The 12,915-nt window shown below is 45.5% G+C and carries 10 protein-coding genes and 1 pseudogene; 9 read left to right on the top strand and 2 right to left on the bottom strand.

Features of this window, described 5'->3' with window-relative positions:
- Positions 1-179: 179 nt before the first annotated feature.
- The 6 genes and pseudogenes from SJY28_RS10225 to SJY28_RS10200 all read left to right on the top strand — a co-directional run.
- Positions 180-428: pseudogene (locus tag SJY28_RS10225) on the top strand (type II toxin-antitoxin system Phd/YefM family antitoxin); the annotation flags it as partial.
- A gap of 113 nt (positions 429-541) precedes the next feature.
- Complete coding sequence (locus SJY28_RS10220) at positions 542-802, top strand: Txe/YoeB family addiction module toxin (RefSeq protein WP_037025847.1); 261 nt, start codon at positions 542-544, stop codon at positions 800-802.
- A gap of 80 nt (positions 803-882) precedes the next feature.
- On the top strand, positions 883-2,136 hold the full coding sequence (gene prpF / locus SJY28_RS10215) for a 2-methylaconitate cis-trans isomerase PrpF (protein WP_379544365.1): 1,254 nt from the start codon (positions 883-885) through the stop codon (positions 2,134-2,136).
- A gap of 38 nt (positions 2,137-2,174) precedes the next feature.
- Positions 2,175-4,028 carry an ABC transporter ATP-binding protein gene (locus tag SJY28_RS10210; RefSeq protein WP_379544364.1) on the top strand — a complete coding sequence of 618 codons (1,854 nt, stop codon included), beginning with the start codon at positions 2,175-2,177 and terminating at the stop codon, positions 4,026-4,028.
- 71 nt (positions 4,029-4,099) lie between these two features.
- Positions 4,100-4,726, top strand: coding sequence for a GNAT family N-acetyltransferase (locus tag SJY28_RS10205; RefSeq protein WP_057760177.1), 627 nt, complete (start codon positions 4,100-4,102; stop codon positions 4,724-4,726).
- 154 nt (positions 4,727-4,880) lie between these two features.
- Complete coding sequence (locus tag SJY28_RS10200; protein ID WP_379544363.1) at positions 4,881-6,407, top strand: bifunctional 2-methylcitrate dehydratase/aconitate hydratase; 1,527 nt, start codon at positions 4,881-4,883, stop codon at positions 6,405-6,407.
- A gap of 38 nt (positions 6,408-6,445) precedes the next feature.
- On the opposite strand, the gene SJY28_RS10195 is transcribed toward SJY28_RS10200, so the two are convergent.
- Complete coding sequence (locus SJY28_RS10195; protein WP_379544362.1) at positions 6,446-7,237, bottom strand: SDR family oxidoreductase; 792 nt, start codon at positions 7,235-7,237, stop codon at positions 6,446-6,448.
- A gap of 220 nt (positions 7,238-7,457) precedes the next feature.
- Between SJY28_RS10195 and SJY28_RS10190 the strand changes: the two genes are divergently transcribed.
- The 3 genes from SJY28_RS10190 (at position 7,458) to SJY28_RS10180 (ending at position 11,847) form a co-directional block, all read left to right on the top strand.
- Positions 7,458-8,873 (top strand): DUF2868 domain-containing protein, encoded by a 1,416-nt coding sequence (locus SJY28_RS10190; protein WP_379544361.1) that lies wholly within the window; start codon positions 7,458-7,460, stop codon positions 8,871-8,873.
- A 145-nt stretch (positions 8,874-9,018) separates the two neighbouring features.
- Positions 9,019-9,990: a sterol desaturase family protein gene (locus tag SJY28_RS10185; RefSeq protein ID WP_379544360.1), complete on the top strand. Its 972-nt coding sequence runs from the start codon at positions 9,019-9,021 to the stop codon at positions 9,988-9,990.
- Positions 9,991-10,371: 381 nt separating this feature from the next.
- Positions 10,372-11,847 carry a DUF3482 domain-containing protein gene (locus SJY28_RS10180; RefSeq protein WP_379544978.1) on the top strand — a complete coding sequence of 492 codons (1,476 nt, stop codon included), beginning with the start codon at positions 10,372-10,374 and terminating at the stop codon, positions 11,845-11,847.
- Positions 11,848-11,863: 16 nt separating this feature from the next.
- Here SJY28_RS10180 and SJY28_RS10175 read toward each other — a convergent pair whose 3' ends face one another.
- Entirely contained in the window at positions 11,864-12,889 is a 1,026-nt protein-coding gene (locus tag SJY28_RS10175) for an ArsA family ATPase (RefSeq protein WP_379544359.1), read from the bottom strand.
- Positions 12,890-12,915 lie beyond the last annotated feature (26 nt).

The following is a 12,915-nucleotide window of genomic DNA, read 5'->3' as shown; positions in this document are numbered from 1 at the left end:
CGATGTTGTATAACCTTATATGACGTCGGCTTTTATTTGCTTTTGCGTTCTATACACTGAGTTTTGTTACTTACTCCTAAGTACTAGATAGTAGCTAAATATTGAGTTTACTCAATCAATGGCGTAATATGTACTATATATTGTACAAGTTATGCAGAATATCATGAAAGGAGTAAGCCATGAGAGTCGTTAGTTTTTCAGAAGCCAGAAAGCACCTAAAATCCGTCCTAGATACGGTAAATGATGATGCCAACGCCACTATCGTAACCCGCCGTGACGCTGATGATGCGGTTGTGATGTCGCTTGATTATTACAACAGCCTAATGGAAACTGTCTATCTACTAAAATCTCCTGCCAACGCGGCGCACTTAGCGGACTCTATTGCCCAATATAAAGCTGGCAAGACGGTTACGCGTGAGCTAATAGATACGGTAGAAGATAGTGATAAAGGTGATGGCAGCAGCGATAATAATGAGCATACGGATGGCGATATTGAAAGTGCTTGAACTCAAAGGCTTTAATCAATCCAAAGGGTCTAACAGTGAGTGAACAACTAGCGTGGACAGATGCTGCGTGGAAAGACTATCTGTACTGGCAAACGCAAGATAAGAAGACACTCAAACGTATTAACAAACTCATCACCGAATGTAAGCGAAATCCGTTTGAAGGCATTGGCAAACCTGAACCCCTAAAAGAAAATCTATCTGGATTTTGGTCAAGACGCATCGATGACGCCAATCGGTTGGTATATGCCGTCGATGATAATTATCTGACGATTATCTCCTGTCGCTATCATTATTAACGAGCGTTCTTAGTCATTTATGTTTACTTGCTAATGGCAGCATACCCATTCTTATAACAATATAAAAAGGACTTAATACAGTGGCCCAAACCAATTCTAAATCAAAACCTTCTTTTGCCCCGCAAATATCCGTTCCTGCTACCTATATGCGCGGTGGTACTTCAAAAGGCACTTTCTTTAAATTATCTGACTTACCTGAGCGTTGCCAAGTCGCTGGCGAATCACGTGATAACTTCCTATTACGTGTCATCGGTAGCCCAGATCCTTACGGCAAGCAAATCGACGGATTAGGCAATGGCAGCTCTAGCACGTCAAAAACGGTTATTTTATCGGCCTCTGACAGACCAGACCATGATGTGAATTATCTGTTCGGACAAGTTAATATTGCCAAGCCTATGATTGATTGGGCGGGTAACTGTGGCAACTTAACCGCGGCCGTCGGTGCCTGTGCCATTAATATGGGTTTGGTCGATGCTGACAAAATTGCTAATAGTATCGACGAAGGTACTGAAAGCGGTATTTGTGAAGTGCGTATCTGGCAAGAAAATATTGGTAAAACCATTATTGCTCATGTGCCAGTCTATAAAGACGCGAATGATAAAGTACAGGTTCAAGAAACGGGCGATTTTGAATTAGACGGTGTAACCTTCCCAGCGGCTGAGGTCAAAATTGAGTTTATCGACCCTGTAGATGCCACAAGCGACATGTTCCCTACTGGCAACTTGGTCGATGACTTCGATGTAACTGGCTGCGGTTTAAATACCGATAGCGTCAAAGTGACCTTTATTAGCGCTGGTATCCCAACCATCTTTATGAAAGCGGAAGATTTGGGCTTTACGGGTACTGAGCTACAAGGCGATATCAATAGCGACAGCGAGCTACTAGCCAAGCTTGAGAAAATCCGTGCCATAGGCGGCGTAGCGATGGGATTATTTAAAGACGTGAGCGAGGCACAGACCAGCCAACACATTCCTAAAATCGCTTGGGTTGGCGCAGCACAGAGCTATACCGCCTCTAGTGGTAAATCGGTCGATGCAGACGAGATTGATTTAGTGGTACGTGCTATGAGTATGGGTCAACTGCATCATGCCATGATGGGTACAGCCGCAGTCGCTATTGCCGCCGCGGCAACCACACAAGGTACGCTTGTTAACGAAGCTGCTGGCGGTAATGAGCTAACAGAGGTGCGTTTTGGCCATCCATCAGGCACATTGCTCGTCGGCGGAAAAACCGAACTGGTTGATGGGCGCTGGCAAGCCAAAAAAGTGTCGATGAGCCGCTCAGCAAGGCGTATCATGGTTGGTGAAGTTTTTGTGCCAGCGGATGCATTTTAAGCGTAGACACGGCTTATTTTAATTTGCGATAGAGTTTTATGCCAACATCTCCCCAGCCCCGCCGCGTACAGTTAGACAAAAAACCGCCCGTCGAAAAGAAAGAACGGCGGGCACTGCTGTGGGATATTCTAAAAAAACTGGCGGTATTTGCTAAACCTTATCGCTTGCTTATCATCGCCACCTTAGCGCTGACCGTCTTAGGCTCCTTTACCGCGCAGGTCAATGCGTTTGTACTGCGTTATACCGTCGATACCTTGACCGAAATTGCCACGCTTGCTGATCCATGGCAGGCAGGTCTGCGTATGTTAGGCATTATTAGCGCGGTCTTGCTGACCAAAGAGATCCTGTCGATATTCATCTCTTTTGGTCAGCGTTTTTTTGGTGAAAAGATTCGTATCAACTTGTCTCGTGACTTGTCTCAAAAAATCATTGAACGCATCCTGACCTATCGCATGGCGTTTTATACCAGTAGTGAAAACGACAGTGGTAAATTGCAAACCCGTATCGATTACGGGGTTAGCAGTCTTACCAGCCTGGTGCAAAACTTCTTTATCGACATGCTACCGCTATTTGCCAATGCGATTGTGGCACTTATCATCATGTTTTCGACCAACTTTTGGGTGGGTATGGTCGGTCTTATTATCATACCCATTTACTTCTTTATCAGCCAAAAGCAAGCACGGCGTCTGCAAGGTTTTCGTCGGCAGATGCGTGGGTTTCGAGAAGCCAAAAGCGGTTTGGTGATCTCTTTGATTAATTCGATCAGTGTGGTGAAATCCTTTGTCCGTGAATCTATCGAGGCTGAGAAACACCTAGCCATTCAAAAAGAAATGACCGACAATCAGCTGCGAATTCGCAGTATTGGCTTTATTTATGATGCCATCAAAACCTTTATCGAGCAGATTGGTGTGGTGGTTATCATCCTTCTCACCGCTTATTTTGTGCTAAAAGGCGAGATGACCATTGGCATGATTTTGTTTCATGTCATGCTGTTTCAGAACGTCGCCGCCCCTATCCGTCAATTACACCGCATCTACGACCAGATAAATAATGCATTGACCTATGCCGAAGGTTTTTTTGATATTTTAGAAGACGATAAACAAGTCGAAAACATCGATGGCATCAGTAGCGAAAACCTCAAAGGTCATATCGAGCTTAAAAACGTTGATTTTACCTATCCTAATGGCACGCAAGCGCTAAAAAACGTCAGCTTTTCTATCAAGCCCAACCGTATCACCGCGTTGGTTGGCCTTTCTGGCGCGGGCAAGAGCACAATTATCAATCTATTGGTCAAGTTCTATGCGCCAGATGCTGGCACGATATGTCTAGACGGGCATGATTTGGCAGACTGTGATACTCACGAGTTGCGTCAGCGCATCGGCTTGGTACTACAGAGCAATCATATTTTTTCAGGTACGATCAGTGAAAACATCCGCTATGGGGACATGAATGCCAGCATTGAGGACATCATCATTGCGGCAAAAAAAGCCTCTATCCACGAGCAGATCATAGGGTTAGCTGATGGCTATGAGAGCACTGCTAAGTCCTTATCAGGTGGTCAACAGCAACGTATCGCGCTGGCAAGGATGTTTTTGAAAGACCCACCGATTGTATTTTTGGATGAGCCTACAGCCAGTCTAGACGCTATCGCTAGTCAGCAGGTCAAAAAAAGCCTAGATCTGATCAAAAAAGACCGTACCGTCATTATGGTCTCACACAATATCGCTCAAATTATCGATGCCGATGATCTCGTGGTAATAGAAAATGGCGAAGTGGTTGAGACAGGTACACATGAGGTACTTTATGCCCAACGCGGCAAATACTTTGAAATCTTTAGCGCTATGTCTGATAGCCTAAACTTAGATAAAATCAGTCAGACCCTAAACGGTTAGGAATGGTTAATGCCTGCCTAAATCGTTATAATGCCAATCTTTTACTGCCTATTGCCAGAAGCTAGCCCACTATGACTTGTGAATTTTCTCTAAAAACCTTTGACGAGCTGACCTCAGTTGATCTTTATCATATTTTAAAGGCGCGCTCGCAAGTGTTTGTCGTCGAACAAAACTGTGCCTATCAAGATATGGATGAAGTGGATTTTGATTGCTTGCACCTAATCGCTCATCAAAACGCAGCACTGGTGGGCTATTGCCGTATTATCCCACCTGAGTTTAATAAGCTAAAATCCAACTTATCAGTAGCCGATCCTGCGATTAAGACCAACCACACCGCGATGCCTGCCATTGGTAGAGTACTTGTGCTATCAGAGCACAGAGGTGATGGTCTAGCACGGCAGATGATGAATCAGGCTATTGCACAGTGCCGAAAAAAGTACGGTAAAAAGCGCCCGATTATCATCTCGGCACAGGTTTACTTACTGAGTTTTTACGAGTCGTTAGGTTTTGTGCCTGAAGGCGAGCATTATCTCGAGGACAATATCGAGCATGTAAAAATGGTGCTATACGTTGCAAAGAAAAACAAAATCAAAAAAGAGAGCACGGACACTGCGTCAACCACGACCAAAGTGTTAAGTTTCCTGCTGTTTATCATGGCCGCTTTGTTTGTTTTAGGTCTGTTGTACTTAATGATTTAGATCGCTGCTAACGTCTTAATTCTTAACATAATTCAAATTGGTTGTTCTATCTTGAGTATGCTACTTTTAAATAATGATTCCTTTAAAAGGATGGCTGAGCCAATCAGCTCAGTCTCAGTCAAGGAAGTAGCATACTCAGGATGAGGAACCAACCATGTCAAATACCAATTCAAATAAAAATGATGCGACGGTAGAGAGCAACATCCGTCCAGAATATGACGATGAAATTCAAAAAATTGCCGATTACGTTCTCAACTATTCAATAGACGAGCAGTCTCCAAACCCTACTGATGCGTGGAATACTGCGCGCCACTGTCTGATGGATACGCTTGGCTGTGGGTTGTTGGCATTGCGCTTCCCTGAGTGCACCAAGCACTTGGGGCCTGATTGCCCCGATCAAATAACGCCGCATGGCGCTCGCGTCCCTGGCACCTCCTATAGACTAGACCCCATCAAGGCCGCTTTTGATATTGGCTGTATGGTGCGCTGGCTTGACTATAACGATACGTGGCTTGCTGCCGAATGGGGCCATCCTTCTGATAACTTGGGTGGTATCTTGGCGGTCGCCGACTATGTTAGTCAGAAAAATATCAGCCAAGGGCAAGCACCATTGACCATGAGAGCCGTGCTTGAAGCCATGATCATGGCGCATGAGATTCAAGGTGTACTGGCACTCGAAAACTCATTCAACCGTGTGGGGCTCGATCATGTTTTTTTGGTCAAGTTAGCATCAACAGCCGTCGTTGCAAAACTTTATCAGCTGCCCCGTGAGCGCATCATGGCAGCGATCTCACAAGCCATCGTCGATGGTCAAGCACTGCGCACCTATCGGCATGCACCCAATGCTGGCAGCCGAAAATCATGGGCAGCAGGTGATGCAACCAGTCGTGCGGTACGTCTGGTAGATATAACGGCACGTGGTGAAATGGGTATTCCTGGCGCATTAACCGCACCGCAGTGGGGATTCTATGATGTGCTATTTAGCCATACCAATAAGGATCTAGCGACAAAGCCTGAAGACGATCGTCGCTTTAAATTCCAGCGAGATTTTGGTAGTTACGTGATGGAAAATATCTTATTTAAAATAAGTTTTCCTGCTGAGTTTCATGCGCAAACTGCTTGTGAAGCGGCGGTTATTCTGCACCCGCATATCAAAGACAGAATTGACGATATCGACAAAATCGTCCTGACCACCCATGACTCAGCGATTCGAATTATCTCAAAAGAAGGGGCGCTTGCCAATCCAGCAGATAGAGATCATTGCTTACAGTATATGGTCGCTGTGCCGTTGTTGACAGGTGATCTGATGGCAGAGAACTACGAGGATGACTATCACGAACAGCATTTATCAATCGATGAGCTACGTAGCAAGATGGTCGTAGAAGAAAACGCGCAGTATTCAAAAGACTATCATGACCCAAGCAAGCGCTCTATTGCCAATGCCATTCAAGTATTTTTTAACGATGGCACCAGTACAGAAAAAGTAGCTGTTGAATATCCTATCGGCCACAAACGCCGCCGCGCTGAGGGCATCCCTGTACTGGAAGCCAAGTTCCACGCCAGTCTAGCCACTCGTTTTATCAAAAGTCGCTGTCAGCAGATCATTGAGTTATGCGACGATCAAGAAAGACTGGAGCAGACGCCCGTTAACGAGTTTATGGCGCTATTTATGGCTCACTAGTCTAGTATTTTGACGTTATCATAGCATCACTTATTGTATTACCAAGGTATCGACTCTCCAGCCCAATCGACAAAATTGCCTGACTGGGTAGCAGTCATACCGGATAGCACTTCCAATAAGCACTCCGCGCTATACGCTGGCGAGAACAAATGTTCTTCAGCGACGTTGCCTTGAAACGGCGCGGATAGTTGGGTATTGACGGTGCCTGGTTGCATGACCACCACGCACACATCTTTAAGTGATCTGCCCCATTCAATACTCAGGTTTTTCATCCCCATATTGAGAGCGGCCTTACTCATTCTATAGCTATACCAGCCGCCTAGCTGGTTATCAGTGATACTACCGACGCGGGCTGATACGGTCGCAAAAACAGCAGGATGACTAGCGCTGCGATTAGCCTTGGCGAGCAACGGTTTGATGTGTTTGGCTATCAGCAAACTGGCTAGCGCATTGATTTGCATGTTTTGCAAAAAGAACTCTGATTCCATCTGTCGCAAGGCCTTTTCTGGCTGTGCGGTCTCTGTATGCAATAACCCTACACAGTTGATTACCCAATCCACATGACCGACCATCTGCTTAATGGTATCGGCAGCTTTTTTAATACTATCCTCATCACTGACGTTCATCGGTAACCAGTGCAGGTTTTCTGCTTCAATATTCGGATCATTGCGATGATAAGTAGCAAATACTTGTATATGATGGCTTTGATTAGATTGACTGTCCGTCTGATTCACAGTCGTTTTTTGTATTAGCTGCTGCACCATGGCCTGACCAATGCCGCCTGTTCCACCGATGATAAGATAGGTTTTATTATTCATTTCATTATTCATATGGCACCTTCCTTTTTCTTGATATGTCTCTTTGATACGCTTTTTGACACGATTTGGTTTTATATATTTATTTTGGCTGATTTTATGAGGGTTTACTATGATAAAAATAATACAAGTCATCCTTATTCTATATACGCTACAATAATCTATAACGATTAGAACGCCTGTTTTTGGATTGCTATTTCTTATATTGACGCCTTCATACGGATATTATCGCATTATGCTATCACCCCAAGATCAACTGACCGAGCTGGTACGTGCTTTAGAGACCGATCAGCACGTTTTTGCCACTGACCCGTTATTAATCACGGAAAAGCTACAGGGTGAGGACGGTACGCCTATCCAAAAGCTGCATCGACGGGCGTCACATATAGACAGTAATGGGGCGCTTGCGCGTGTACTGGGCAAGATTGATGGTCGCATAAAGGGTATTATGATCGTTATGAGCGTGGTGTGGTGTATCTCGGGATTTTTGGGACTGTTCACGCTATTGCAGTCTAATGTTGTGAATTTCTTTTATGTGTTGGTCTGTCTGCTTGGTTTTCATACCATTATGCTTGGTGGCTGGCTCGTTATGACTCTTGTCAATCGAGACCAGCAATCGCCCAGTTGGTTTGCGAGCTTTGTCAGTCCGAGTTATCTCATACGCGGTAAGGATGATGTGACCAAAGCGGCCGTCGATCTGTATGAGCGGCAGTTGCAGCACAGTGGTATGCGCTGGTATCTGGGGCGGTTTAGTCATCAGTTATGGCTCGCGACATTGACCGGTATGCTGCTTGCGATTATATTTTTGTTGGTTGTACGCCAGTATAGCTTTAGCTGGGAGTCAACCCTACTCTCTGATCAGGCGCTGGTGAGCTTGACTCAAGTATTAGGATGGCTACCGAGTATGGTAGGGTTTGGTGTGCCAGACAGTACAGCGATCGCACAGAGCAGGCTTGTCACCGAAGCGATGCCGCTGTCTGTTGCACGGCAGTGGGCAGGATTACTGATTGGTAGCTTGCTGATGTACGGCATTGTACCTAGAGCGATAGCATGGGCGTTTTGTGCATTGATGTTCCGCCGCAAAAAAATGCGTTTGGATATCAAAAAGCCGTATTATCAAAAAATCCTAAACTTTTGGCAGCGGCACGTGGTGGATGCTGATGACTTTACAGAAGCGCCAGCCCCTATCGCTCCAAAAGCGACGGTCAGTGCGGGCAAGAAATTAGTTGCTCTGCTTGAATACCCTGCAAATCAGGACAACTGGTGGCAGTCAGGGTTAGATAGCAGCCATCATGATTTTGACAAACATAGTCTTGAACAATCAAGTGAGGTTGAAGATTTTGGTATCGTTGATGACCGTGATGATATGGCACGGCTCAAAAATTACTTAGATGCGCATCCTGTGCAAGTCTTGCTTGGCATTCATAGTAACGCATTACCCGACCGCGGTACGCTACGCAAACTCGATAAAATCGCTGCTCACGCCAAAGATGGGCTTATCGTACAACTGCTTAGTGATAACAGCGTTTCTATAGGGTTGACTGATGCTCGTACCGATGATGAGCCATCAGACAAACATGCGGTTCGTTATCAGCAGTGGCAAACGGCGCTCTCTGCACGAAAGATAGGCTTGGTTGATATAGATACTTAACACATTCTAATTTTTAATCTGTTACTCATATCTTAACTTATCATTATGACTAGCATGATATACAATAAATAAATATTATAGGTCTTAATAGCTGTGACGTCATATCAAGATGACAAGGATGTTTTATAGTGGCTAGGAGCCCAAGATGGCAGCAGACAATTCCCTTATGACCTTAGGTCAGTATGGTCAACTATTGGATGGTTACCGAGAGGCGTTAAACCAAAGTATCTTAACGGCTGCGCCAGAGGCGTGGCAGCCAATGCTGGCGAGCATTCTGCCCGCGTATTGGCAAGAGTGGCTGCTACCGCTGGCTGGAGGTCCATTTTTCTTATTATTTTTGGCAGAATGGTTCTATCAGTCCAAGCGCGGCAATAGTAAAAGCTTTAGTTGGCGCCGTGCAATGACCAATTTTAGCTTGGGTGGCTCTTATTTAGGGTTTGAATTGATTGTCCAAGCGCTTATCGTCATACCTATCTGCTTATGGTTATATCAATATCGCTTATTTACTATTGAGGTGACATGGCTCACCGCCATCCCTATATTCGTCGCGGTTGAGTTTAGCTATTACTGGTTCCATCGTGCGTCACACCGTATGAATTGGTTTTGGTCAGCGCATGTCGTGCATCATTCAGATGACCATATGAATCTGTCCACCGCCATGCGTCAAAGCCTGCTGTACTCGGTGACGGGCTGGTGGTTGTTCTTTGTGCCGCTGATGCTGCTTGGTGTACATCCAGTGTGGGTGTTTTTCTTTTACGCGCTTGATCTTATTTATCAATTCTTTATTCATACTGAAACCGTGGGCAAATTTCCCAAATGGGTTGAGTATATTTTTGATACACCCTCCAATCACCGTGCTCATCATGGTACCAACGATGAATACATTGACCAAAACTACGGCGGCGTACTCATTATTTTTGATCGCTGGTTTGGCACTTACGTAGAAGAAGATACGGTCAACAATCCCGTTAAATATGGTGCTGTTGGTGAAACCAGTCACGACAATATTATTAGTCTGATATTTGGTGTCTTTTACCGTATGTGGCAGCGGTTCTTTCGTGCCAAAGGGTTTAAGAAAAAGCTAAAGGTACTGCTGCGTCCACCTAGTGCTGTCTAATATAGTCAATCCTCTATAAATTGGATACGGTGTCAGTCTCGCTTAGCCTACTACTTGTAGTGCTTTCACTCGCCTTCCTTGTATCCAAAGTATATTGAACCGACTAGAGCATGATTATAAATGCGTGGACTACGATTTATGATATGGATTATACGCATTCATAACCGATACCCAGTCAGATTTGTTTTACAATAAATGGCTACTATGTGTTTTTGCCATCAATAAATATAAGACGTTACTATGAATAATGACAATAAAAATATTCACCAGAATGACAAGCCTGCGGGTCTCTTTGCGGACAAGGCTTATGAAGAAACTCTTGATTCCCCCAATCAAGACACTCAACCTTTATTAACTGAGCCATCAACACCAGCACCAAGAATGACAAAGAAAACCATCGCCAGTGGTGAACCGCTCAAATTGGCGGTCGTTGGTCATACCAATACGGGTAAAACCTCTATTTTGCGCACGTTATTGCGTGACGTATATTTTGGTGAAGTCAAAAACGAAGCGGCAACCACACGTCACGTCGAGCAAGCACAGCTGACAGACAGTCGCACTGGTGAGGTGCTGGTAGCACTATACGATACGCCTGGTTTGGAAGATGCTTCAGGGCTTATGGATTGGCTAGAGGACAATACCGCCAGTCGCCGTGATGGTATTGAACGTCTGCAACAGTTTTTGGCGGCGGATGTTGCTCAAGGTCCAGACAGTTATGACTTGCCCTATGATTATAGCCAAGAAGCCAAAGTGATTCGTCAGCTACTGACAAGTGATATGGCCATTTACGTGGTAGATGCTCGTGAGCCTGTATTGGGTAAATATAAGGATGAGCTAGCGATTTTGTCTTGGGCTGCGATTCCTGTGATGCCTGTTTTTAATTTCACGGACAGTCAGAATGCCAATATCGACGACTGGCAAACGATGCTGGCAAGACGCAATCTGCATATCTCAACGCGTTTTGATTCGGTCGCGTTTGAGTTTGAGGATGAGATGCGCCTATGGAAAAACCTAGCCACCATGCTCACCCACTCCGAGATGCTTGAGCAGCTGATGCAACGTCGAACGGAAGACTGGGTGCAGCTCTATGATGAGGCCAATATAATCATCGCTGATTTTTTATTGAATGTTGCTGCCTTTGTACGCGAGATCAATGATGACGACGATCCACTACCTGTGTTACAGCAAATGCAAGAAGCGGTCAGGCAAAGTGAGCGTGCGATGCAGCACAATCTCCTGAACCTATATAAGTTTTATGACAACGCGGTTGCAGCAACACCGCTTGAACTACAAGCCTATCAACAAGACCCTTTTGACCCTGAACTTCTCAAGAGCTACGGCATTCGCACCACTTCTGGTGCAGCAGCTGGTGCGCTTCTAGGATTAGGTATCGATGCAGCAGCCCTAGGTACTACATTAGGATTGGGCGCCGCAATAGGTGGTATCGCAGGCGGGTTGCTATCGAATACCAGCAGTATTGCCGATAGGATTACTGGGGTAAAACGCTTGTATATTGATCCTGCGACGTTAACATTGCTAGCCACGCGAGCATTAGACCTGCTAACTGCCTTACGTCACCGTGGTCATGCTGCCACGGACGCCACTCAGTTATTATATAAAGGCGAAAACAGCAGTCTTGGAACGTCGCTAACTGACGACAGTGACCATGCAGATGAAGAAAATAATCCAATTACTGTATGGCCAGCACATAAATTACCAAGTGAGCTTAAAAAAGCGCGTGGTAAACCGCAATGGTCGTCGCTTAGTAGCGGTAAGTCCGAACAAGCTCAGTTATTACGCACAGACATGGCATGGTCACTGTCAGGTAAACTACAGTTGTACAAGCGTGAGTCATAAATTACTAGCTAACTATCTATGCACCCTGTGCACTTAACAACGCACTCAATGCGTCTGTGCCGCGTACATCCGTCTGTTGCAGATAGATTGGATACAGCGGGTACTTGGTAAAGCTTTGTTCGATATCCTGCAGCAAATGCTGCTGACGCTCAGCGCGGCGGCGCCAAAACTCATCCGACTGCGTTGTTGATATCAATTGATTGATGACGATTGCTGCTGGCATGAGTTTACTGTCTTCTAATTGCTCGATAGCGCGCTTGGTCTCAGCCAATGGTAAAACATCAGCGGTCATCACCAACACAATCGCTGTTTGTGTACGGTCATGTAGTAGCAACCCTGCTTGACGGAACAGTTGCTTGCGCTTTTCTAATACAGATACAGCTTGCTCCCAGCGATCTGATTTCTTTGCTGCAAATGGATTGGCTACATCGTTCTTTTGAGCGCCGTTTTTCTGATTGTGACTGTCCAAGTGTGTCGCCACCGAACGTAATTTGGCCTGTCGTCGCTGCTGTGCAAGCAGCCCATCCGTCCATGCTCCCATCATTTCTGGTAACACCAATAATCGCAAAGTATGACCTGTCGGTGCGGTATCAAAGATGATGTGTTCATAACCAGCATCTGCCGCTTCGACTAAATGGTGGCACATAGATTCGAGCATCGCAGCTTCTTGAGCGCCAGGTGCCGACTTAGATAGCCTCAGATGCTCACGAATTTTTGGCATCATATCTGGATTGGCGTAGGATTTAATTGTGCGTTCAACTTGGGCAAAATGCTCATCGACGATGACATCGGGATTCAGTTCAATAGCATCCAGATAAGGTGATATCGTGGTTTTCTCGTTTTTTAGACGCGTATTGAGTACATCGCCCAAGCTATGTGCTGGATCAGTTGAAACAATCAAGGTTTTTTGCTGCTGGCTTGCATAGTAGCTCGCTAGTGCAGCAGCAGTGGTGGTTTTCCCCACGCCGCCCTTCCCTCCGATAAATATAATCGGCTGCATCGCCAGCTGCTCTACCAAGCCATGTAAAGGGTGTAATGCCATGTTGTTATCTCGTATTTTGTCTCATT

Source organism: Psychrobacter sp. R86515 (assembly GCF_042466315.1).
In the GTDB taxonomy this organism is placed as follows: domain Bacteria; phylum Pseudomonadota; class Gammaproteobacteria; order Pseudomonadales; family Moraxellaceae; genus Psychrobacter.
This window is presented reverse-complemented; position numbering and strand designations above follow the sequence as displayed.